The organism is Cellulosimicrobium sp. NPDC057127, assembly GCF_042670945.1.
Lineage (GTDB): Bacteria > Actinomycetota > Actinomycetes > Actinomycetales > Cellulomonadaceae > Cellulosimicrobium.
Genome location: NZ_JBHUUP010000002.1, coordinates 187,068 through 208,750 on the forward strand (window position 1 = coordinate 187,068; position 21,683 = coordinate 208,750).

The 21,683-nt window shown below is 74.9% G+C and carries 23 protein-coding genes; 22 read left to right on the top strand and 1 reads right to left on the bottom strand.

The genetic code is table 11. The annotated features are described in order from the left end of the window. Position 1 precedes the first annotated feature (1 nt). From ACFTZA_RS02585 to ACFTZA_RS02655, 15 genes are all read left to right on the top strand, one after another. The gene (locus ACFTZA_RS02585) at positions 2-1,819 is read left to right on the top strand and encodes a [protein-PII] uridylyltransferase (protein WP_378190431.1); all 1,818 of its coding nucleotides are present in this window, start codon (positions 2-4) and stop codon (positions 1,817-1,819) included. Positions 1,820-1,932: 113 nt separating this feature from the next. Next, on the top strand, positions 1,933-3,540 hold the full coding sequence (gene ffh / locus ACFTZA_RS02590) for a signal recognition particle protein (RefSeq protein ID WP_378190433.1): 1,608 nt from the start codon (positions 1,933-1,935) through the stop codon (positions 3,538-3,540). 45 nt (positions 3,541-3,585) lie between these two features. Beyond that, the gene (locus tag ACFTZA_RS02595; protein WP_378190435.1) at positions 3,586-4,710 is read left to right on the top strand and encodes an amidohydrolase family protein; all 1,125 of its coding nucleotides are present in this window, start codon (positions 3,586-3,588) and stop codon (positions 4,708-4,710) included. A gap of 162 nt (positions 4,711-4,872) precedes the next feature. Continuing rightward, on the top strand, positions 4,873-5,307 hold the full coding sequence (rpsP, locus tag ACFTZA_RS02600; protein WP_378190765.1) for a 30S ribosomal protein S16: 435 nt from the start codon (positions 4,873-4,875) through the stop codon (positions 5,305-5,307). Then, positions 5,307-5,546, top strand: coding sequence for an RNA-binding protein (locus tag ACFTZA_RS02605; RefSeq protein ID WP_378190437.1), 240 nt, complete (start codon positions 5,307-5,309; stop codon positions 5,544-5,546). Before rpsP ends, ACFTZA_RS02605 begins: the two co-directional genes overlap by 1 nt. Positions 5,547-5,695: 149 nt before the next feature. Beyond that, positions 5,696-6,235 (top strand): ribosome maturation factor RimM, encoded by a 540-nt coding sequence (gene rimM, locus ACFTZA_RS02610; RefSeq protein WP_378190439.1) that lies wholly within the window; start codon positions 5,696-5,698, stop codon positions 6,233-6,235. A gap of 1 nt (position 6,236) precedes the next feature. After that, positions 6,237-7,049 (top strand): tRNA (guanosine(37)-N1)-methyltransferase TrmD, encoded by an 813-nt coding sequence (trmD, locus tag ACFTZA_RS02615; protein WP_378190441.1) that lies wholly within the window; start codon positions 6,237-6,239, stop codon positions 7,047-7,049. Positions 7,050-7,277: 228 nt separating this feature from the next. Continuing rightward, a complete protein-coding gene (gene rplS, locus ACFTZA_RS02620) occupies positions 7,278-7,637 on the top strand; it encodes a 50S ribosomal protein L19 (RefSeq protein WP_378190443.1) in 360 nt (119 codons plus the stop codon). A 133-nt stretch (positions 7,638-7,770) separates the two neighbouring features. Next, positions 7,771-8,598: a signal peptidase I gene (gene lepB, locus ACFTZA_RS02625; protein ID WP_378190445.1), complete on the top strand. Its 828-nt coding sequence runs from the start codon at positions 7,771-7,773 to the stop codon at positions 8,596-8,598. Continuing rightward, positions 8,595-9,524 (top strand): ribonuclease HII, encoded by a 930-nt coding sequence (locus ACFTZA_RS02630; RefSeq protein ID WP_378190447.1) that lies wholly within the window; start codon positions 8,595-8,597, stop codon positions 9,522-9,524. The genes lepB and ACFTZA_RS02630 overlap by 4 nt, the downstream gene beginning before the upstream one ends. 37 nt (positions 9,525-9,561) lie before the next feature. Continuing rightward, on the top strand, positions 9,562-9,861 hold the full coding sequence (locus ACFTZA_RS02635; protein ID WP_024840525.1) for a DUF2469 domain-containing protein: 300 nt from the start codon (positions 9,562-9,564) through the stop codon (positions 9,859-9,861). A gap of 125 nt (positions 9,862-9,986) precedes the next feature. Then, the gene (locus tag ACFTZA_RS02640; protein WP_378190449.1) at positions 9,987-10,346 is read left to right on the top strand and encodes a YraN family protein; all 360 of its coding nucleotides are present in this window, start codon (positions 9,987-9,989) and stop codon (positions 10,344-10,346) included. After that, the gene (locus tag ACFTZA_RS02645) at positions 10,346-11,872 is read left to right on the top strand and encodes a YifB family Mg chelatase-like AAA ATPase (protein WP_378190451.1); all 1,527 of its coding nucleotides are present in this window, start codon (positions 10,346-10,348) and stop codon (positions 11,870-11,872) included. Before ACFTZA_RS02640 ends, ACFTZA_RS02645 begins: the two co-directional genes overlap by 1 nt. Further along, entirely contained in the window at positions 11,865-13,160 is a 1,296-nt protein-coding gene (gene dprA, locus ACFTZA_RS02650; RefSeq protein ID WP_378190453.1) for a DNA-processing protein DprA, read from the top strand. Before ACFTZA_RS02645 ends, dprA begins: the two co-directional genes overlap by 8 nt. A gap of 131 nt (positions 13,161-13,291) precedes the next feature. Further along, entirely contained in the window at positions 13,292-14,215 is a 924-nt protein-coding gene (locus ACFTZA_RS02655; protein WP_378190767.1) for a tyrosine recombinase XerC, read from the top strand. A gap of 97 nt (positions 14,216-14,312) precedes the next feature. On the opposite strand, the gene ACFTZA_RS02660 is transcribed toward ACFTZA_RS02655, so the two are convergent. Continuing rightward, positions 14,313-14,969: a murein hydrolase activator EnvC family protein gene (locus ACFTZA_RS02660; RefSeq protein WP_378190455.1), complete on the bottom strand. Its 657-nt coding sequence runs from the start codon at positions 14,967-14,969 to the stop codon at positions 14,313-14,315. Between the two features lie 543 nt (positions 14,970-15,512). On the opposite strand from ACFTZA_RS02660, the gene rpsB reads away from it, so the two are divergent. From rpsB to ACFTZA_RS02695, 7 genes are all read left to right on the top strand, one after another. After that, entirely contained in the window at positions 15,513-16,463 is a 951-nt protein-coding gene (gene rpsB / locus ACFTZA_RS02665) for a 30S ribosomal protein S2 (protein WP_378190457.1), read from the top strand. A gap of 118 nt (positions 16,464-16,581) precedes the next feature. Beyond that, positions 16,582-17,421 (top strand): translation elongation factor Ts, encoded by an 840-nt coding sequence (gene tsf / locus ACFTZA_RS02670; RefSeq protein ID WP_378190459.1) that lies wholly within the window; start codon positions 16,582-16,584, stop codon positions 17,419-17,421. 160 nt (positions 17,422-17,581) lie between these two features. Beyond that, entirely contained in the window at positions 17,582-18,334 is a 753-nt protein-coding gene (pyrH, locus tag ACFTZA_RS02675; RefSeq protein WP_378190461.1) for a UMP kinase, read from the top strand. Between the two features lie 40 nt (positions 18,335-18,374). Next, on the top strand, positions 18,375-18,932 hold the full coding sequence (frr, locus tag ACFTZA_RS02680) for a ribosome recycling factor (RefSeq protein ID WP_378190463.1): 558 nt from the start codon (positions 18,375-18,377) through the stop codon (positions 18,930-18,932). Positions 18,933-18,960: 28 nt separating this feature from the next. Continuing rightward, positions 18,961-19,857, top strand: coding sequence for a phosphatidate cytidylyltransferase (locus tag ACFTZA_RS02685; RefSeq protein ID WP_378190465.1), 897 nt, complete (start codon positions 18,961-18,963; stop codon positions 19,855-19,857). Between the two features lie 154 nt (positions 19,858-20,011). After that, positions 20,012-21,103, top strand: coding sequence for a 23S rRNA (adenine(2503)-C(2))-methyltransferase RlmN (gene rlmN, locus ACFTZA_RS02690; protein ID WP_378190770.1), 1,092 nt, complete (start codon positions 20,012-20,014; stop codon positions 21,101-21,103). Next, the gene (locus ACFTZA_RS02695) at positions 21,100-21,651 is read left to right on the top strand and encodes a DivIVA domain-containing protein (protein ID WP_378190467.1); all 552 of its coding nucleotides are present in this window, start codon (positions 21,100-21,102) and stop codon (positions 21,649-21,651) included. Before rlmN ends, ACFTZA_RS02695 begins: the two co-directional genes overlap by 4 nt. The last annotated feature ends 32 nt before the right edge of the window (positions 21,652-21,683 follow it).

The window sequence follows — 21,683 nt, forward strand, 5'->3', positions numbered from 1 at the left end:
CATGACGGACCACGCCTCGTCCCCGGTGGGCAGCGGGGGCGGGCCGGCGGACCGGACGGAGGTCCCGCACCCCGAGGGGGTGCGGGACCTCCGTGCTCGGACGCTGGAGCTCGCCCGATCCATGAGCGGCCGCGGCCGCAGCGGCGTCGCGCGACGCTCGGCGGTCGTCGACCTCGTGAGCACGAGCCTCGAAGGGCTCTGGAAGGAGGCGACCGCCGACGTCGCCCCGGACGGCATCGCGCTCGCCGCGGTGGGCAGCCTCGGCCGCGGCGACATGGGCCCGGTGAGCGACCTCGACCTCGTGCTCGTGCACGACGGGCGCAGCCACGCGGCCGACGAGGTCTCCCGTGTCGCCGAGCGCCTCTGGTACCCCCTGTGGGACGCGGGCGTCGACCTCGACCACGCCGTGCGCTCGCTCGCGCAGTGCCGCCAGGTCGCGTCCCGGGACGTGCCCGCGGCGGTCGGCTGGCTCGACGTCCGGGCCGTGGCGGGGGACGCGGTGGTCGTGCACCGCGCGTCGTCGGCGGTGCTCACCGACTGGAGGTCGGCGTCGCGCCGCCGGCTGCCCGAGCTGCTCGCCTCGACCCGCGAGCGCGCCGAGCGCTCCGGGGAGCTCGCCTACCTCGTCGAGCCCGACCTCAAGGAGGCGCGCGGCGGGATCCGCGACGCCGTCGTCCTGTCGGCGCTCGCCGCGACGTGGCTGACCGACCGGCCTCACGGTTCGGTCGACCGCGCGTACGCCCACCTGCTCGACGTGCGCGACACCCTCCAGGTCGTGACGGGCCGGCACAGCAGCAGGCTGCTGCTGGCGGACCTCGACGAGGTGGCCGAGCTCTCCGGGTTCGACGACCCGGACGAGCTCCTCGCGAGCCTGGCGGAGGCGGGGCGCGAGGTCTCCTACGCCCTCGACACGACCGTGCGGCGTGCGCGCCAGGCCCTGCAGCGGCCGTCGGTGTCGCGCCGCCCCGTGCTCGTGCGCGGCCGGCGTGCCGCACCGCGGCTGCGCTCGGTGGGGGACGGGCTGGTCGAGCACGACGGCGAGCTGGTGCTCGCGGTGGACGCGCACCCGGAGTCGGACCCGCTCCTGTCGTTGCGCGCGGCCGCCACCGCGGCACGCACCGGCCTCACCCTCTCGCCCGTCTCGGTGACGAGCCTCGCGCAGTGCCCGCCGCTGCCGGAGCCGTGGCCGAGGCCGGCGCGCGCGGCGTTCCTGTCCCTGCTCGCATCGGGCCAGGCGCAGGTCGCGGTCTGGGAGGCGCTCGACCTCGCGGGCGTCGTCACGACGTGGATCCCGGAGTGGGCCGGGGTGCGCAACCGGCCGCAGCGCGCGGCCGTCCACCGGCACACCGTCGACCGGCACCTCGTGGAGGTCGTGGCCCGGGCGGCGCGCGACCGCAAGGACGTCGCCCGCGGCGACGTCCTCCTCCTCGCCGCCGTGCTGCACGACATCGGCAAGAGGGCCGGTGCGCCGGACCACTCGGTCGAGGGTGCGCGCCTGGTGCCGCCGATCCTGCGGCGCATGGGGTTCGACGACGACGTGGTGGCCGACGTCGCGCGGCTCGTGCGGCACCACCTGACGCTGTCGCGGCTCGCCGTCGGCGAGGATCCCGACGACCCGTCGACCGTGGCGGAGCTGGCCGACGCCGTCGACCACCGCCTCGACCTGCTCGAGGCGCTGCGCGTGCTCACCGAGGCCGACGCGTCGTCGCTGCGCCCCGGCGCGTGGACGGCGTGGCGCGCGCGGCTCGTGGACGACCTGGTCGGGGCGACGGCGAGCGCGCTGCGAGCCGGGCGCGGGGAGGCCGGATCCGCCGGGTAGGCTAGACGCTCGCGGACGCGCGGACGTGCGGCCCCTCCCGGCATCGAGGGGGACGCTGCGCCGATGGTGCGCTGCTCCCCACGAGACGACCGGCGACTGATGAGGATGACGCGGTGTTCAACACGCTGTCGGACCGACTGACCTCGACCTTCAAGAACCTGCGGGCGAAGGGTCGGCTGTCGGAGGCGGACATCGACGCGACGATCCGCGAGATCCGTCGCGCGCTGCTCGACGCCGACGTCGCGGTGCCGGTCGTGCGCGAGTTCACCGGGACGGTGCGCGAACGCGCCCTGTCGGCCGAGGTCTCGGGTGCGCTCAACCCGGCGCAGCAGGTCGTGAAGATCGTCAACGAGGAGCTCGTCGGCATCCTCGGCGGCGAGAGCCGCGGGCTGCGGTTCGCGAAGAACCCGCCGACCGTCATCATGCTCGCCGGCCTCCAGGGTGCGGGCAAGACGACCCTCGCCGGCAAGCTGGCGCTCCACCTGCGCGAGCAGGGCCACACGCCCCTCCTCGTCGCGGCGGACCTGCAGCGCCCGAACGCCGTCACCCAGCTGTCGGTGGTCGGCGAGCGCGCGGCCGTCCCGGTGTTCGCCCCGCACCCGGGCAACCAGAGCGGCGTCGAGGTCGACGACGTCATCGGCGACCCGGTCGCGGTCGCACGCGACGGACTCGAGGCGGCGCGCCAGCGTCAGCACGACGTCGTGATCGTCGACACCGCGGGACGCCTGGGGCTCGACTCGGTGCTCATGCAGCAGGCGGCGGACATCCGCGACGCGGTGAGCCCGGACGAGATCCTGTTCGTCATCGACGCGATGATCGGTCAGGACGCCGTCGCGACGGCCAAGGCCTTCGAGGAGGGCGTCGACTTCACCGGCGTCGTGCTCACGAAGCTCGACGGCGACGCCCGCGGTGGTGCGGCGCTGTCCGTCACCGGCGTCACGGGGCGCCCGATCCTCTTCGCGTCGACGGGCGAGAAGCTCACCGACTTCGAGGCGTTCCACCCCGACCGCATGGCGTCGCGCATCCTCGACATGGGCGACGTGCTCACCCTCATCGAGCAGGCCGAGAAGGCGTTCGACGCCGAGCAGGCCGCGAAGATGGCCGAGAAGCTCGAGTCGGGTCAGGACTTCACGCTCGCGGACTTCCTGGTGCAGATGCAGCAGATGAAGAACATGGGCTCGATGAAGAAGATGCTCGGGATGCTGCCGGGCATGGGCCAGATGCGCGAGGCGCTCGAGAACTTCGACGAGCGTGAGGTCGACCGCATCGAGGCCATCATCCGGTCGATGACCCCGGCCGAGCGCGAGAACCCGAAGATCATCAACGGATCCCGGCGGGCGCGCATCGCGCGCGGCTCCGGGCGCACGACGGCCGACGTCAACCAGCTCCTCGAGCGGTTCGCGGGCGCGCAGAAGATGATGCGCCAGATGGGCCAGGGCGGTGGCATGCCGGGCATGCCCGGCATGGGCAACCTTCCCGGGATGGGCGGGAAGAAGTCGCGCGGGCGCCAGGCCCCGCAGCGCAAGGTCAAGGGCAAGTCCGGCAACCCGGCGAAGCGGGCCGCGCAGGAGCGCGCCGCCGCCGCGCGCGCCGCCGGGGAGCTGCCCCCGTCGGCACCGAACGGCTCGTCGTTCGGCGTCGGCCGGGGCGCGGACCAGGCGCCGCAGACCCCGGACGACCTGCAGCTCCCGCCCGGGTTCGAGAAGCTCCTCGGCCGCTGACCGGCCCGCCGCACCCGCCGCACCACGAATCCGTCCCGGAGCAGCATGTCCGCGCTCGAAGGTCCCACGCTGCACGTCCGCGGCCGCGTGCTCGTCGGCGACGACCGGGAGGTCGGCGACCTGTGGGTCAAGGACGGCCGGGTCACGCTGACGCGGCCGTCCGCGCAGGGCACGAGGATGGCGGAGCTCGAGGGCTGGGTGCTGCCCGGCCTCGTGGACGTGCACTGCCACATCGGGCTCGGCGCCGACGGGGCGGTCGACGCGGCGACGGCCCAGCAGCAGGCGGTGGCCGACCGGGACAGCGGCGTGCTGCTCGTGCGCGACGCCGGGTCCCCGGCCGACACGCGCTGGGTCCAGGCCCGCACCGACCTGCCGCGGCTGGTTCGCGCCGGCCGGCACCTCGCGCGGCCCAAGCGCTACCTGCGGCACTACGGTCTCGAGCTCGACGACGTCGCGCGGCTGCCCGAGGCCGTACGGCACGAGGCGCGAGCGGGGGACGGGTGGGTCAAGCTCGTCGGCGACTGGATCGACCGCGACCTCGGGGCGGACGGCGACCTGCGTCCCCTGTGGCCGGACGACGTGCTCGCCCAGGCGGTCGCGGCCGCGCACGCCGAGGCCGCGCGCGTCACCGTGCACGCCTTCTCCGAGGAGGTCGTGCCGTCGCTGCTCGCCGCCGGGGTCGACGGCATCGAGCACGGGACCGGCATCTCTCCCGAGCTCATGGCCGAGGTCGCCGAGCGCGGCGTCGCGGTCACGCCCACGCTCCTGCAGGTCGGCCGCTTCGAGCAGATCGCGCAGCAGGCCGACGGGCGCTACCCGCGCTTCGCCGCGCGGATGCGCCACCTCCACGCGCGCCGGTACGAGCAGGCCCGCGCCCTCCACGAGGCGGGCGTGCGCATCCTCGTCGGGACGGACGCGGGCGGCACGATCGGGCACGGGCGTCTCGCGGACGAGTGCGCGGAGCTGGTCGCCGCGGGGATCCCGCCGGCGGACGTCGTCGCGGCCGCGAGCTGGCGCGGCCGCGAGCACCTCGGCTTCACCTCGCTCGTCGAGGGCGCGTCCGCCGACTTCGTCGTCTACCCGGCGGACCCGCGGCTCGACGTCGGCGTGCTGCGGGCACCGACCGCCGTCGTGCTGCGGGGTCAGGTCGTGGCGCCCCGTCCGGTCTGAGGCGGCTTGGTGGGCCCGCCGCGGGTCTGGCACAATGTCCCGGTACTCGGCATGCCCGGCCCCTCTCACCGTGCCTGTCGCGTCCTGAGCCCCCACAGCGGTCCTGGCCCCACCAGGGCGCGAGCGGGCTCGCCCACACCAGAACCAGGAGTGACCACCACAGTGGCCGTCAAGATTCGTCTGAAGCGTCTCGGCAAGATCCGTGCGCCGTACTACCGTGTCGTCGTCGCCGACTCGCGCACCAAGCGCGACGGTCGTGTGATCGAGGAGATCGGCAAGTACCACCCCACCGAGGAGCCCTCGTTCATCGAGATCACCTCGGACCGCGCGCAGTACTGGCTCGGCGTCGGCGCGCAGCCGTCCGAGCAGGTCCTCGCGCTCCTCAAGATCACCGGTGACTGGCAGAAGTTCAAGGGCCTCCCCGGTGCCGAGGGCACGCTCAAGGTCAAGGGCGAGAAGGCCGACGCCGCCGCCGCGGTCGAGGCCGCTGCTGCGGACGCCGAGAAGATCAAGGCCAAGGCCGCGGAGAAGAAGGCGGAGGCGCCCGCGGAGGCCGCCGAGTCCGACGACACCGCGTCGAGCGACGAGCAGGCCTGATGCTCGCGGACGCCCTCGAGCACCTCGTGCGCGGCATCGTCGACAACCCGGACGACGTCCGGGTCAGCTCCAGGACGATGCGCCGAGGTGACCTGCTCGAGGTGCGGGTGCACCCCGACGACCTCGGCCGAGTGATCGGCCGCGGCGGACGCACGGCGCGCGCGCTGCGCACCGTCGTCGGGGCGCTCGCGACCGACGGGCCGGTGCGGGTCGACGTCGTCGACGTCGACCGCCGCTGAGCGCGTCCACGCAGGATCCGTCCCACGGGACACGAGACCCGGCCCGCCGCCCGGCGGGCCGGGTCTTCTCGCACCCAGGGGCCTGACCGGGTGCACCAGGGCCGCGACCGCCGCGGCACCCACGACCGAACGACCGGAGGACACCGACGATGCAGCTGACCGTCGCCCGCATCGGGAAGGCGCACGGGCTGCGCGGCGAGGTCGCGCTCGACCTGCGCACCGACGACCCGGAGTCCCGCATCGCCGTCGGGTCGGCGCTGCCCACGGAGCCGGCCGACGCCGGGCCCCTCACCGTCGCGTCCGTCCGTGTGCACCAGGGCCGCTGGCTCGTCCGCTTCGAGGGCGTGGCCGACCGCACCGCCGCCGAGGCGCTGCGCGGCATCGAGATCGTCGTCGAGGTCGAGGAGTCCGACGAGGAGGACGCCTGGTACGCGCACGAGCTGGCGGGCCTGCGCGCCGAGTCCGTCGACGGCGCGGAGCTCGGCCGGGTCGAAGGGCTGCAGGAGGCACCGGCGCACGACCTGCTCGTGCTGCGCGAGCCGGACGGCACGCGCACCCTCGTCCCGTTCGTCCGCGCCATCGTGCCCGTCGTGGACGTGCCCGGCGGCCGCGTCGTCCTCGACCCGCCCGGCGGCCTCCTGGCCTCGGACACGGCGCGTCTCGACGTCGCGTCGCCCGAGGAGGAGTGACGTGCGCGTCGACGTCATCTCGATCTTCCCCGACTACCTCGCCGCGCTGGACCTGTCCCTCGTCGGCAAGGCGCGCGCCGCGGGCATCATCGACCTGCGCGTGCACGACCTGCGCACGTGGACGAGCGACCGGCACCGCACCGTGGACGACACGCCGTTCGGCGGGGGAGCGGGCATGGTCATGCGCCCCGACGTGTGGGGCCGGGCGATCGACGCCGTCACGGGCCGCGACACCGGCACGGGCCACGACGCGGAGGTCCCCGTCCACCTGGTCGTCCCGACACCGTCGGGCGCCACGTTCACCCAGCGCACGGCCGAGGCGCTGGCCGGCGAGGAGCACCTCGTCGTCGCGTGCGGCCGGTACGAGGGGATCGACGCGCGCGTCGCGGAGCACTACCGGGCCGCGGGCGTCCGGGTCAGCGAGCTGTCGATCGGCGACTACGTGCTCAACGGGGGAGAGGTGGCCGCGCTCGTGGTCGTGGAGGCGGTGGCACGCCTGCTGCCGGGTGTCGTCGGCAACCCCGAGTCCCTCGTCGAGGAGTCGCACGGGGCCGCCGGCCTGCTCGAGTACCCCGTCTACACCAAGCCGCCCGCCTGGGAGGGGCTGGAGGTGCCCGACGTGCTGCTGTCCGGCCACCACGCGCGGATCCACCGGTGGCGGCGCGACGAGGCGCTGCGTCGTACGGTGGCGCGCCGGCCGGACATGGTGGGCGCGCTCGACCCGGCGACGCTCGACGCCCACGACCTCGCCGTGCTGGCCGAGGAGGGCTGGCACCCGCACGGCGGGCGCCTCGAGCGTTCCGACGGCTGCTGACCGACCGCGCCGGCGCAGGTCGGGGGACCGCGTGCGGACGGTGTGGCAGAATGGTCCCTCGGTGTGCGCCGATTCCCGGTCTCTGCCACAGGGGACGTCCGGGAGCGTGAGGCACAGCGACGGACCGGCCAGCACGTGCCGGACGCCGCGCACCGTCCTGACGAGAACCGCCCCGGTACGAGCCGGGCACGAGCACGCGTCCGACCTGTGGCGGGCGAGGAGAGCACCATGCACACGCTGGACAGCGTCGACGCGGCATCGCTGCGCACCGACGTCCCGGACTTCCGCCCCGGTGACACGCTGAAGGTCAACGTCAAGGTCGTCGAGGGCAACCGCTCCCGCGTCCAGGCCTTCCAGGGCGTCGTCATCGCCCGCCAGGGCCACGGCGTCCGCGAGACCTTCACGGTCCGCAAGATCAGCTTCGGCGTCGGCGTCGAGCGCACGTTCCCGGTGCACTCGCCCACCATCGAGACCGTCGAGGTCGTCACCCGCGGTGACGTCCGCCGCGCGAAGCTCTACTACCTGCGCGCCCTGCGCGGCAAGAAGGCGAAGATCAAGGAGAAGCGCGAGACCGCGCCCGCTCGCTGATCGACTCGTGCGCACGGGCGGTCGTCCCCACCGGGACGGCCGCCCGTCGTCGTCCGCCGGCCGCCCGGTCCGGCAGCACCCTCCCCGCAGGCGCCGTTTCCCGGATGCGCCCCGAAGATGGCATGGTGAACGCGTGACCGACAGCGCCCCCCTCCGCGGCTCGCGCCCCGACGCCCCCTCCCCGCGCGCGTCCGCGGCAGCCGTCGACTCCGGCGCGGGGGACGACGTCCCCGGCGAGGGCGGGCCGTCGGTGCCGCCCGAGGGCACCGACGAGCCGCAGGCGCGACCGCGCAAGCCGTCCCTGCTGCGGGAGACGGCCATCATCGTCGTGAGCGCACTCGTCCTGTCGCTGCTCATCAAGACCTTCCTGGTCCAGGCGTTCTTCATCCCGAGCGCCTCGATGGAGGACACGCTCGTCGAGGGCGACCGCGTCATGGTGTCGCGGCTCGTGCCGGGCGCGTTCGACGTCCACCGGGGCGACGTCGTCGTCTTCAAGGACCCGGGCGGCTGGCTCCCGCCCGCGGCACCCCAGGACCAGAGCCCGTTCTCCGAGGCCGCGCGCACGGCGCTGACGTTCGTCGGGCTGCTCCCGCAGGACACGGGCGAGCACCTCATCAAGCGCGTGATCGGCGTCCCCGGCGACCACGTCGTGTGCTGCGACGCCGAGGGTCGGGTGAGCGTCAACGGCGAGCCGGTCGACGAGACGTACATCAAGGCCGGCTCGGTGCCGAGCCAGGACCCGTTCGACCGGACGGTGCCCGAGGACATGCTGTTCGTCATGGGCGACAACCGGCAGAACTCCCAGGACTCGCGCTACAACACCGGCAAGCCGGGTGGTGGGTACGTGCCGATGGGCAACGTCGTCGGCACGGCCTTCGTCAAGGTCTGGCCGCTGTCGCACGCCGAGCTGCTGCGCAACCCCGGCGACGTGTTCGCCGACGTGCCCGCGGACGAGCCGTGACGCTCGGTACCGTCGACGCGCCCGCGCTCGTGCCCGCCGAGGAGCCCGAGCCGGCGCCGGACGTCGGGACCTCCGCGGGGACGCGGGCCACGTCGTCGCCCACCCGCCGTGGTGCGCGCACCGCCTCCGGGCGCGCGCCCGGCCGACGACGGAAGCCCGACCTGCGTCAGGAGCGCGCGATGCTGCGCGACGGCGCGCGGCTGGTCGCGGGGATGGACGAGGTCGGCCGGGGAGCGCTCGCCGGTCCCGTCTCCGTGGGCGTCGTCGTGGTGGACCTCGCCACGAGACCGTGCCCGCCGGGTCTGACCGACTCCAAGCTGCTGACGCCTGCGGCTCGCGAGGCGCTCGTCCCGCTCGCCCGGACGTGGTCGCGGGCGTGGGCCGTGGGGCACGCGGGCCCCGCCGAGATCGACGCCCACGGCATCGTCGGCGCGCTGCGCCTCGCCGGGCGGCGGGCTCTCGCGCAGGTGCGCCGGGTCGTGGGCGACGTCGACGCGGTCCTCCTCGACGGCAAGCACGACTGGCTGAGCCGGCCGGCCGCGGTCGACCTGTTCGAGGCCTTCGACCTCGACCCCCACGGCGACGACCACCTCGTGGAGCCCCGGGTGCGCACCCTGGTCAAGGCCGACCTGCAGTGCGCGTCCGTCGCCGCGGCCAGCGTCCTGGCCAAGACCGAGCGCGACGGTCTGATGACGAGCCTCGCCCGGCAGTACCCGGCGTTCGGCTGGGACCAGAACAAGGGCTACGGCGCCGCGACGCACGTCGCCGCCCTGCGCGAGCACGGGGCCACGCCCCAGCACCGGCGCAGCTGGCGCCTTCCGGTCCGCGGCGACGACGACGCGGAGCTCGTCCTCGACGAGGCGACCCTGGCCGACGCCGGGCTCGACGACCTGGCGCTCGACGCGACGGGGGCACGCGGCGCCTGAGCGACGGTCCTCGGCCCCGATGGTCCATGATGGGAGCGTGAGCGCCGAAGACCTCGAGAACTACGAGACCGAGATGGAGCTCGCGCTCTACCGCGAGTACCGCGACGTGGTGGGTCTGTTCTCCTACGTGGTGGAGACCGAACGCCGCTTCTACCTGGCGAACCAGGTGGACCTGCAGGTGCGGTCGGCCGCCGGCGAGGTGTACTTCGAGCTGCGTCTGGCCGACGCGTGGGTGTGGGACGTCTACCGCTCTGCGCGCTTCGTGAAGTCGGTGCGGGTCGTGACGTTCAAGGACGTCAACGTCGAGGAGCTCGCCAAGGCCGAGCTCCAGCTCTGAGGGCCGCGCACCGGGCGACCTGACCGTGCACAGGCGCTGATCCCGAGCGGCCCGTCCCCAGCCGCGCGTCGCCGCGTGGCCCGGCCTCGTCGCGGAGGCGCACCGTGGGCCGCGGAGGTGAGCTCATGGGAGCGAAGGACGCCGTCGGGCGGTACGGGGAGAAGGTGGCCGCGGCCCACCTGGTCGAGGCCGGGTGGACCGTGCTCGACCGCAACTGGCGCGGGCACGGCGGCGAGCTCGACGTCGTCGCGCTCGACGGGGACGTGCTCGTCGCCGTCGAGGTCAAGACACGGCGCGGGACCGCCTACGGGCACCCGGCGCAGGCCGTCACGCCGGCGAAGCTCGCACGGCTGCGCCGGCTCACCGGCCAGTGGCTCGCGGCGCACGACGTGCGGGCACGGTCGGTGCGCATCGACGTGGTGGCGGTCGTGGTCCCGCGCGCCGGCGCCGCGCAGGTGGAGCACCTCGCCGGGGTGAGCGCCTGATGGGGCTCGGGACGACGCGCGCCGTCGCGCTGGTCGGGCTCACGGGCCACGTCGTGGAGGTCCAGGCGCACATCGCGGCGTCGGTGCCGGGCTTCGTGCTCGTCGGCCTGCCGGACACGGCGCTGAGCGAGTCGCGCGACCGCGTGCGCGCCGCCGTGGCGTCGTCCGGCCTGACGTGGCCGCAGCGCAAGATCACCGTGAACCTCTCGCCCGCGGCGCTGCCGAAGTCCGGCACGACGTTCGACCTCGCCATCGCCGTCGCGACGCTCGCCGGCGTCCTCCGCACCGCGGAGGTGGAGCGGGTCGTGCACCTCGGCGAGCTCGGTCTCGACGGCCGGCTCCAGCCGGTGCGCGGGATCCTGCCCGCGGTGGCGGCGGCGGTCGACGCCGGCTTCCCGGACGTCGTGGTGCCGGCAGCCGACGTCGCGGAGGCGCGGCTCGTGCCCGGTGCGCGGGTCGTCGGGGCCGTCGGGCTCGCGGACGTCGCGCGGCTGCACGGCGCGGAGGTCGACACGGCCGCCCTGGCGCCCGTCCCGGCGGCGCGGCCCTCGGGCGTCGCACGCCGCGACGGCGACCTCGTCGACGTGCTCGGCCAGGACGAGGCGCGCCACGCCCTCGAGGTGGCCGCGGCCGGCGGGCACCACCTCCTGCTCGTCGGGGCTCCCGGGGCGGGCAAGACCATGCTCGCGTCCCGGCTGCCCGGGATCCTGCCCGACCTCACGGAGAGCGAGGCCGTGGAGGTCACGGCCGTGCACTCCGTCGCGGGCGTCTTCGACCCGGGCGCGGGTCTCGTGCGGCGTCCCCCGTACGAGGACCCGCACCACACGGCCACCCCGGCGGCGATCGTCGGCGGCGGCAGCGGGCTGCCGCGGCCCGGTGCCGCCTCGCGCGCGCACCGGGGCGTGCTGTTCCTCGACGAGGCGCCCGAGTTCGGGGCCCGCGTCCTGCAGACGCTGCGCCAGCCGCTCGAGCACGGCGAGCTCGTCATCCACCGCGCAGGCGGCACCGCCCGCTACCCGGCGCGGTTCCAGCTCGTCCTGGCCGCGAACCCGTGCCCGTGCGGCAAGGCCGTGGGCAAGGGCCTGGACTGCACGTGCAGCCCCGTCGCGCAGCGCCGCTACTTCGGGCGCCTCTCCGGCCCGCTGCTCGACCGCGTCGACGTCCAGGTCGAGGTGCGGCCCGTGTCACGGGTCGAGCGCGCGAGCGGCGCGCGGCCCGAGTCGAGCGCGACCGTGGCCGCGCGGGTCCGCGCCGCGCGCGAGGCGGCCGCGGACCGGCTCGCCGGGACCGGGTGGCGCACCAACGCCGAGGTGCCCGGCACGTGGCTGCGCGACCGCCTCGGGCCGGACCCGGCGCTGCTGCGGGACGTCGACACCGCGCTCGACCGCGGCAGCCTCAGCCTGCGCGGTGCCGACCGGGTGCTGCGGCTCGCCTGGACGGTCGCCGACCTCGCCGGACGTCCGGCGCCCTCCCGGTCCGACATCGGGCTGGGGCTCGCGCTGCGCACGCGGGGCTACCGTGGCTGACCGCACCCCGACCCCGGGGCTCGTCTCCGCACCGGTCTTCGACGTCGCCGACGAGCGGCTCGCCCGCGCGGCCTGGAGCCGGATCGCCGAACCGGGGGACGAGGTCGCCGGCGCGCTCGTCCACGCCCTGGGCGCCGCGGGGGCGCTCGCATGGGTGTACGACGCCGCCCGGGACCCGGAGCAGGCCCGGCGCACCCTCTCCGGGCTCGTGCACCACTCCGCGCTCGCCGGCGTCGTCGCGCCGGGGGAGCCGACCGGGGGACGCGGGACAGCGTCCGTGCCCCGGCTCCTGCGGGCGGTGGGCCGGTGGACGCCGCGCCTGGACGGGCTCGACCCCCGGCGCGAGCTGTACGTGCTCGAGCGGCTCGGCGGCACGTTCCTCGTGCCGGGCGACCCGAGGTGGCCGACCCGGGTGGACGACCTGGGCGCGGCGGCACCGCTGGGCCTGTGGGTGCGCGGCGAGCCCGATCTCGCGGACGTCGGCCGTCGCTCGGTGGCGGTCGTGGGTGCCCGCGCGTGCACCGACTACGGGCGGCACGTCACGGGGGAGCTCGCGACCGGGCTCGCGGCGCGCGGCTTCACGGTCGTGTCGGGTGGTGCCTACGGGATCGACGCGATGGCCCACCGCGGCGCGCTCGTCTCCGACGGCGTCACCGTGGCCTTCCTCGCCGGCGGCGTCGACCGGCTCTACCCCGCGGGCAACGTCGACCTGCTGCGGTCCGTGGCCTCGTCGGGCGGCGCGGTGGTGTCGGAGGTCCCGCCCGGCTCGGTACCCAGCCGCGTGCGGTTCCTGCTGCGCAACCGGCTCATCGCGGCGTTCGCCGGCGCGACGGTCGTCGTCGAGGCGGCGTGGCGGTCCGGCTCGCTCAGCACGGCGACGCGGGCGGCGGAGCTGTCGCGGCCCGTCGGGGCCGTGCCCGGTCCGGTGACGTCCATGGCGTCGTCCGGCTGTCACCGCCTCCTGCGCGAGGGCGCGGCCGTGTGCGTGACGGACGCCGCCGAGGTCGCCGAGCTCGCGGGCGAGCTGGGGCACGACGCCGTGGACGCGGGACCGCCGCCCGGTCACCGGCGGGACGCACCGCAGGACGGGCTGGACGACGTCGAGACCAGGGCGTGGGACGCGCTGCCCCTGCGCGCCGGGCGTCCGGTCGAGTCGGTCGCGCGCGCGGCGGGCCTCGCCCTGCCCGAGACGCTGGCCGCGCTCGGGCGCCTCGAGCTGGCGGGCCTCGCGGACCGTGCGCCGGGAGGCTGGCGTCGACGCGTCCCTGTGCGCCCCGACGGTGCCTGACGGCCGCCCGCCCGCCGCGCCTGCGCGTCGGGACGTGCGGAGACCGGCACACTGGCCTCGTGGACGACCTGGAGCAGTCCCCGCAGGGCCGGCCGGAGAGCGGTGCACCCGCCGACGACGGCCGCGCACCCCTGCCTGTGGCGCTCGCCGCCGCGCTGGACGACTTCGCCGTCTACCTCGAGGTCGACCGGGGGACGTCGGACCACACCGTCCGTGCGTACGTGGGCGACGTCGCGGACCTGCTCCGGCACGCCGCGACCCAGGGTGCCGTGACGCTCGACGCCGTCGAGCTGTCGACGCTCCGGTCGTGGCTCACCGTCCTCTCCGAGCGCGGCCTCGCGCGCTCGACGCTCGCCCGGCGGGGCGCGTCCGCCCGCGCGTTCTTCGACTGGGCGCGCACGACCGGGCGCGTCGTGGTCGACCCGTCCGCGCGGCTCGCGAGCCCGCGCGTCCCGCGGACCCTGCCGACCGTCCTGGCCGTGGACGCGGCCGCCCGGCTCCTCGACGTCGCGCGCGACGCCGCGGACGCCGGGTCCGCTGACGGCGAGGCGCCCGCGCGCCTGCGCGAGTGGGCGGCCGCCGAGCTGCTCTACGGCGCGGGCGTGCGCGTGGGGGAGCTGTCCGGCGTCGACGTGGACGACGTCGACCTCGGCGACCGGACCGTCCGCGTGCTCGGCAAGGGCGACAAGGAGCGGGTCGTGCCGTTCGGCGTGCCCGCCGCTCGGGCGGTGCGCAGGTGGCTCGACGCCGGCCGTCCGGCGCTCGTCACGGCGCGGTCCGGCCCGGCGCTGTTCCTCGGTGACCGCGGCGGCCGCTGGGGGCCGCGCCAGGTGCGCGAGGCGGTGCACCGGCTCGCCGCAGCGGCCGGCGTGGACGACGTCGCGCCGCACGACCTGCGCCACAGCGCCGCGACCCACCTGCTCGCCGGCGGGTCCGACCTGCGCAGCGTCCAGGAGATCCTCGGCCACTCGTCCCTCGCGACGACACAGCGCTACACGCACGTCACGGCGGAGCGGCTGCGCAGCTCCTTCGAGCAGGCGTTCCCGCGCGCCTGAGCCGGTGCGGCCCGGACCCCGGTGCGGCCCGGACCCCGGTGCGGCCCGGACCCCGGTGCGGAACGCTCGCTCTCGCGCCGGGCGCTGCGTCGCCGGTTCAGCCCAGGGGCAGCAGCACGACGGGTGGACGGTCGCCGAGCAGCCCGAGCGGGTCGACGTACCGGTCGCCGCGCCGGACGCCCCAGTGCACGCACGCGTCCGCGCAGTGCCCGCCGTGGTGGGACGACGTCGTGCCTTCCGGCGCCGGCTCGACCGTCCCGACGGGCGCACCCGCCGCGACGCGCGTGCCGGGGGCCACGGTGGCCGTGACGGGCTCGAGCGAGGTGCGCAGGCCGTCGTCGTGGAGGACGACGACGACGTCCCGCCCGGCGACCGGGCCGGCGAACGTGACGACTCCGGCGGCCGGCGAGCGCACCACCTCTCCCGAGGACGCGGCGAGATCGACCCCGCGGTGCCCCGGCAGCCAGTCCTGGGCCGGTGGGTCGAACGGGGCGAGGACGCCGAGGTCGTCCGGCGCCCGGTCCAGCGGAGGGACCCACCCGGTGGCCGTGCCGCCCGGGGGCTGCGGTCGTGCGACCACAGGTCCCGCGACGACAGGTCCTGCGACCACCGGTCCCGCGACCACGGCTCCCGCGAGGCCGACGGCCGGGCCGGGCGCGCCGACGGCGACGGTGACCGCGACCGCGGCCGCCAGAGCGGTCGTCCGGACGTCTCGGACCTGCCGGTCGCCGGCGGTTGTGGGGAGCGCGGTCATGGGGCCAGCGTGCCGTGGGTCGTGGCACGTGCGGAGGTCTGCACGCCGGGCTGTGGACGTCCGTGCGGCGCGCCCGGCCCGTCGGCGACGCTGTGGTCGACCGTCCCGCGCACCGGCGAGCGCGTGCCTGCGCGCAGGCCGCGCCGTACCGCACGAGGGTCCCGCGCCCCCGCGTCCGCGGGCCGTCCGTCGCGCCCCGCCCGTCGGGTAGACTGGTCGACGCGATCGGCACGGCCACCAGCCGCCTCGGTCGTCCCTCCGGCGCTCCGGCGTCGTGGGGCGACAAGACGACGGGCCGGTCCGGTCGACTTCGCGCGCCACGCTCCCGCACCACGTCCCGGTCCTGCCGGGTCCTCGCGGGCCGCGTCCGGCGTCGGTCCCGCCCGCACCCAGTGCGAGCGGGCGTCGGCACGGGTGGCGCCAGGGGTGCGATCCACCGTGGACCGCACCGACAACCGCAGCCGCGGCCCGCCTCGCGAGGGGGGTCGCCGAGAGCGCGCGTGCACCGGGAGGATCCCGGGCCGCGCGGCGAAAGGACGTGTCATGGCCGTCGTGACCATGCGCCAGCTCCTCGAGAGCGGTGTCCACTTCGGGCACCAGACCCGCCGTTGGAACCCGAAGATGAAGCGCTTCATCTTCACGGAGCGCAACGGCATCTACATCGTCGACCTCCAGCAGTCCCTGTCGTACATCGACCGCGCCTACGACTTCGTCAAGGAGACGGTCGCCCACGGCGGCACGATCCTGTTCGTCGGCACGAAGAAGCAGGCGCAGGAGCCCGTCGCCGAGCAGGCCTCGCGCGTCGGCATGCCGTACGTGAACCACCGTTGGCTCGGTGGCATGCTCACCAACTTCACGACGGTCCACAAGCGCCTGCAGCGCCTCAAGGAGCTCGAGGAGATCGACTTCGACGACGTCGCCGGCTCGGGGCTCACCAAGAAGGAGCTCCTCGTCCTGCGTCGCGAGAAGGACAAGCTCGCCCGCACGCTCGGCGGCATCCGCGACATGGCGAAGGTCCCCTCCGCCGTGTGGATCGTCGACACGAACAAGGAGCACCTCGCGGTCGACGAGGCGCGCAAGCTCAACATCCCGATCGTCGCGATCCTCGACACCAACTGCGACCCCGACGTCGTGGACTACAAGATCCCCGGCAACGACGACGCGATCCGCTCCGTCACGCTGCTCACGCGCGTGATCGCCGACGCCGCGGCCGAGGGCCTCATGCAGCGCCACTCGGGTCGCTCGGGTGCCGAGGCCGGCACGGAGGCCGACGCCGAGCCGCTGGCCGAGTGGGAGCGCGAGCTCCTCGAGGGCGCCGAGCAGCAGCTCGAGACGCAGGAGCAGCCCGCGGAGGCCGCGCCGACGCAGGGCGCCTCCGGTGCCGAGGAGGCCGTGGCCCCCGGTGCGAACGCCGCTCCGGCGGTCGACGCCGCGGCCGAGGCGGCCGGCGAGCCGACGACCGAGCAGGCCGAGAAGGCTCAGCCGACCGAGTGACGCCGCGGGGTGCGCGGCGGGGACGACCCGCCGCGCACCCTGTGCCGCGCCCGGGCCCGGCCCGGGACTCACCACCCAGCACGTACCCGTGACGAACCACGAGTGAGGATCCTCCACCATGGCGAACTACACCGCCGCTGACATCAAGGCGCTGCGCGAGCGCACCGGCGCGGGCATGCTCGACGTCAAGAAGGCGCTCGACGAGGCCGGCGGCGACGCCGACAAGGCGCTCGAGATCATCCGCGTCAAGGGACTGAAGGGCGTCGCCAAGCGCGAGGGCCGCTCCACCTCCGAGGGCCTCGTGGCCGTCGACATCCGCGACACCGAGGGCGGGCAGGTCGCGACCCTGGTCGAGCTCAACTCCGAGACCGACTTCGTGGCGAAGAACGACACGTTCATCAACCTCGCCGACCGCGTGCTCAAGGCCGCGGCCGCCGCGGGCGCCCGTGACGCGGACGCCGCGCTCGCCGCGGACGCCGACGGCGAGACGGTCCAGGAGGTCATCGACAACACCGCCGCGACGCTCGGCGAGAAGATCGTCCTGCGCCGCGTGACCCGCGTCGCCGGCGAGCGCGTCACGGCCTACCTGCACCGCACGGCCCGCGACCTGCCGCCGTCGATCGGCGTGGTCGTCGCGACGGACGCCGCCGGCGAGCCCGTCGCGAAGGACGTCGCCCAGCACGTGGCCGCGATGTCCCCGCAGTACCTCTCGCGCGAGGACGTCCCCGCCGAGACGGTCGAGAACGAGCGCCGCATCGCCGAGGAGACCTCGCGCAACGAGGGCAAGCCCGAGGCCGCGCTGCCGAAGATCATCGAGGGCCGCCTCAACGGCTTCTTCAAGGACGTCGTCCTCGTCGACCAGCCGCTCGCGAAGGACCCGAAGAAGACGGTCGGCCAGGTCGTGTCCGAGGCCGGTGGCTCGATCATCGAGTTCGTGCGCTACCGCGTCGGCGCCTGACGCTCGTCGGCCCGGCCCTCCCGCTCCCGGCGGGACGGCCGGGCCGATCCGCACCCGGGGCGCTCCGGCGTCCCGGGTGCGGACCAGCACTCCGAGGAGCAGCCCGCGCACCCGCGCCGGGCACCGGCCGCAGCCGGGTGGACGAAGGACAGGTGGCCAGATGACGACAGCCGAGCCGACCAGCACGGGACCCGGCAGGAGCGTGTCCGCCCGGCGCGTGCTCCTCAAGCTCTCGGGGGAGACCTTCGGCGGCGGCCAGATCGGGCTCGCGCCCGACGTCGTGCAGCGTGTGGCGCAGGAGATCGCCGCGGCCGTCGCGCAGGGCGTCCAGGTGGCGATCGTCGTCGGCGGCGGGAACTTCTTCCGCGGCGCCGAGCTCTCCCAGCGTGGCCTGGACCGGGCTCGCGCGGACTACATGGGCATGCTCGGCACGGTCATGAACTGCCTCGCGCTCCAGGACTTCCTCGAGCAGGCGGGCGTGACGACGCGCGTGCAGACCGCCATCACCATGGGCCAGGTCGCCGAGCCGTACATCCCGCTGCGCGCCATCCGCCACCTCGAGAAGGGCCGTGTCGTGATCTTCGGCGCGGGCGCGGGGATGCCCTACTTCTCCACGGACACCGTCTCCGTGCAGCGCGCCCTCGAGACGCACTGCCAGGAGGTGCTCATGGGCAAGAACGGCGTGGACGGCGTCTACACGGCCGACCCGCGCAAGGACCCGGCGGCCGTGCGGCTCGACCACCTCACCTACACCGACGCCCTGGTCAACGACCTCGGTGTCATGGACGCCACCGCCATGAGCCTGTGCCGCGACAACGACGTGCGCATGCGCGTGTTCGGCATGGGCGAGCCGGGGAACGTCACCCGCGCCCTCGTCGGCGAGAATATTGGCACACTGGTCACCGCGGACTGACGAGCAGCTCGCAGGACCGACGAGACGTTAGGAGCACTGGGTGATCGACGAGACCCTCCTCGAGGCCGAGGAGAAGATGGACAAGGCGGTCGAGGTGGCCAAGGAGGACTTCGCCGCCATCCGCACCGGCCGGGCCAACCCCGCGATGTTCAACAAGATCACCGTCGACTACTACGGCGCCCCGACCCCGCTGCAGCAGCTGGCGTCCTTCCAGACGCCCGAGGCCCGCACGGTCATCGTCGCGCCGTTCGACAAGAGCGCGATGTCGGCGATCGAGAAGTCGCTGCGCGACTCCGACCTGGGCGTCAACCCGTCGAACGACGGCAACATCATCCGCGTCGTGCTCCCCGCCCTCACCGAGGAGCGCCGCCGCGACTTCGTCAAGCTCGCGAAGCAGAAGGCGGAGGACTCCCGCGTCTCGATCCGCAACGTGCGCCGTCGGGCCAAGGAGGAGCTCGACCGCATCGTGCGCGACGGCGAGGCCGGCGAGGACGAGGTCGCGCGTGCGGAGAAGGAGCTCGAGGGCCTGACGAAGCAGCACGTGGACCAGGTCGACGCCCTCCTGGCCGGCAAGGAGAGCGAGCTGCTCGAGGTCTGAGGACTCCTCGGACCCGGGCGCACCAGCGATGTCAGAACTCCACCCGTCCGCCGCCGGCGACCCCTCGGACGGCCGCACGGTCGGCCCGGAGCCCGACGGGACGCCGGCCCCGGTCCGGACCGCGCGGGCCGGGCGCAACCTGCCCGTCGCGATCGCCGTCGGTCTCGGCCTGCTCGTCGCCGTGGCCGCGAGCCTCGCCTTCCGCCCGGAGCCGTTCGTCGCGCTCGCCGTGCTCGCGGTCGGCGCGGCGGTGTGGGAGCTGGGCAAGGCGCTCCAGCGCCGCGACCTGCACGTCCCCGTGCTGCCGCTGCTCGTCGGCACGGCGGGGATCCTCGTGTCGTCGTACTACTCGGGGCCCGAGGCGTTGCTCGTCTCGTTCATGCTCACGGTCGCGGGCGTCGTCGTGTGGCGCGTCATCGACGGGTCCGGCACCCCTGCGGTGCGCGACGCGGCGGCCGGCACGTTCGCCGCGGCGTACCTGCCGTTCATGGCGGGCTTCGTCATGCTGCTCCTCGCCCAGGACGACGGGCGCGTGCGCGTCCTGCTGTTCATCCTCCTCGCGGTCGCGAACGACGTCGGGGGCTACGTCGCCGGGGTGCTCTTCGGCCGCCACCCGCTGGCACCGTCGGTCAGCCCGAAGAAGTCGTGGGAGGGCCTCGCGGGCTCGTTCGTGCTCGCGACCGCCGTCGGCGTCGTCGGCGTGGTGGTGGGGCTCGGTGCGAGCCCGCTGCTCGGGGTCGCGCTGGGGATCCTCACGCCGCTGACGGCCACCGTCGGCGACCTCGCCGAGTCCATGATCAAGCGGGACCTAGAATTGAAGGACATGGGGTCCCTGCTGCCGGGCCACGGGGGCATCCTCGACCGGCTGGACTCCATGCTCCTCACCGCGCCGTTCGTGTACGTGCTGCTCACCGTGGCAGCCTGACGGCGCGCCGCCGCCCCCCACGCTTGGACCCCTCCCCATGACCGTCCGACAGACCTCCCGACAGACCGCCCCCGGCGCCGACCGACCGGCCGAGCGCCCGGAGGCGGTGCGCTCCGTCCGCCCGTCGGCGGAGTCGAAGCCGCTGCCGCTCGTCATGTCGGCACCGCGCCGCGGCAAGCCGCCGCGGCACTTCGCCGACCTCGCGCCCGAGGAGGTGCGCGACGCCGTCGTCGGGCTCGGGGAGAAGCCCTTCCGGGCGAAGCAGCTCGCGACGCACTACTACGCGCACCTGACCCGCGACCCCGAGGCGATGACCGACCTGCCGAAGGCGTCGCGGGACGCGCTCGCGCAGGCGCTCTTCCCGCCGCTGCTGACCGAGGCGCGGCGCATGGAGGCCGACGGCGGGACCACCGTCAAGACGCTCTGGCACCTGTTCGACGGCGCCAAGGTGGAGTCGGTCCTCATGCGCTACCCGCAGCGCTCGACGCTGTGCGTGTCGAGCCAGGCGGGCTGCGGCATGGCGTGCCCGTTCTGCGCGACCGGCCAGCTGGGCCTGACCCGCAACCTGTCGGTCGCCGAGATCGTCGAGCAGGTGCGCGCGGCGGGCCGCTCGCTCGCCGACGGCGAGATTCCCGGCGGCCCGACGCGCCTGAACAACCTCGTGTTCATGGGCATGGGCGAGCCGCTGGCGAACTACAAGGCCGTCATGGGCACCGTGCGCCGCCTCGTCGCTCCCGCGCCCGACGGCCTCGGGATGTCGGCCCGCAACATCACGGTCTCGACGGTCGGTCTCGTCCCCGCGATGCGCAAGCTCGCGGACGAAGGCGTCCCGGTGACGCTCGCGCTCTCGCTGCACGCGCCGGACGACGACCTGCGCAGCGAGCTGGTGCCGATCAACACCCGCTGGAGCGTCGACGAGACCCTCGACGCCGCGAGGCACTACTTCGAGGTGACCGGACGCCGCGTGAGCATCGAGTACGCGCTCATCAAGGACATGAACGACCACGCCTGGCGCGCGGACCTGCTGGGCGAGAAGCTCAACGCGCGCGGGCACGGCTGGGTGCACGTCAACCCCATCCCGCTGAACCCGACGCCCGGGTCGATCTGGACCGCCAGCGACCCTGCCGTCGAGGCGGAGTTCGTGGCACGATTGCGCGGGCACGGGATCCCGACCACGATCCGTGACACCCGCGGCAGCGACATCGACGGCGCCTGCGGGCAGCTCGCTGCAGAGGAGGACGAGTGAGTTCGCTGTTCACGACGGTGTCGAGGACGCGCAACGGGTACGACCCGGAAGAGGTCGACGACTTCTTCGAGCACGCGCGCGACGTCTACGAGGGGCGGGCGTCGGACCGCCTGACGAGCACCGAGATCCAGTCGTCGGTGTTCGACCTCGTGCGTGGCGGGTACGACACGCACGAGGTGGACGCGGCGCTCGACCGGCTCGAGGGCGCGTTCATCGCCCGTCAGCGCGCCGAGTACGTCGCGGCGCACGGCCAGCAGGCGTGGATGAACGCGCTCGCCGAGCGCGCACGGACCCTGTACGGGCGGCTCGGCCGTCCCGACGGCGAGAAGTTCGCGCCGGCGGAGCGCGGCAAGCCCGCGTACGACACGGACGACGTGGACGACCTGTGCGACCGGCTCGTCGCGTACTTCGACCGTCAGGTGCCGATCACGGCCGCCGAGGTGCGGTCCGCGACGTTCAAGCGCGTGCGCGGACGCGACGGTTACGCGGAGGGCCCCGTCGACGCGTTCTTCTCCCGGGCGATCGAGGTGCTGCTCGGCGTCGAGTGACGTCGGTGCCGGGTACGCCCGGCGACCTGGGA

What these genes read in the sequence shown, in the direction of transcription:
- ACFTZA_RS02585 (WP_378190431.1), top strand. Translation starts at nt 2, where the DNA reads ATGACGGACCACGCCTCGTCCCCGGTGGGCAGCGGGGGCGGGCCGGCG.
- ACFTZA_RS02595 (WP_378190435.1), top strand. Translation starts at nt 3,586, where the DNA reads ATGTCCGCGCTCGAAGGTCCCACGCTGCACGTCCGCGGCCGCGTGCTC.
- ACFTZA_RS02605 (WP_378190437.1), top strand. Translation starts at nt 5,307, where the DNA reads ATGCTCGCGGACGCCCTCGAGCACCTCGTGCGCGGCATCGTCGACAAC.
- rimM (WP_378190439.1), top strand. Translation starts at nt 5,696, where the DNA reads ATGCAGCTGACCGTCGCCCGCATCGGGAAGGCGCACGGGCTGCGCGGC.
- rplS (WP_378190443.1), top strand. Translation starts at nt 7,278, where the DNA reads ATGCACACGCTGGACAGCGTCGACGCGGCATCGCTGCGCACCGACGTC.
- ACFTZA_RS02640 (WP_378190449.1), top strand. Translation starts at nt 9,987, where the DNA reads ATGGGAGCGAAGGACGCCGTCGGGCGGTACGGGGAGAAGGTGGCCGCG.
- ACFTZA_RS02645 (WP_378190451.1), top strand. Translation starts at nt 10,346, where the DNA reads ATGGGGCTCGGGACGACGCGCGCCGTCGCGCTGGTCGGGCTCACGGGC.
- ACFTZA_RS02660 (WP_378190455.1), bottom strand. Translation starts at nt 14,969, where the DNA reads ATGACCGCGCTCCCCACAACCGCCGGCGACCGGCAGGTCCGAGACGTC.
- rpsB (WP_378190457.1), top strand. Translation starts at nt 15,513, where the DNA reads ATGGCCGTCGTGACCATGCGCCAGCTCCTCGAGAGCGGTGTCCACTTC.
- tsf (WP_378190459.1), top strand. Translation starts at nt 16,582, where the DNA reads ATGGCGAACTACACCGCCGCTGACATCAAGGCGCTGCGCGAGCGCACC.
- pyrH (WP_378190461.1), top strand. Translation starts at nt 17,582, where the DNA reads ATGACGACAGCCGAGCCGACCAGCACGGGACCCGGCAGGAGCGTGTCC.
- ACFTZA_RS02685 (WP_378190465.1), top strand. Translation starts at nt 18,961, where the DNA reads ATGTCAGAACTCCACCCGTCCGCCGCCGGCGACCCCTCGGACGGCCGC.
- rlmN (WP_378190770.1), top strand. Translation starts at nt 20,012, where the DNA reads ATGTCGGCACCGCGCCGCGGCAAGCCGCCGCGGCACTTCGCCGACCTC.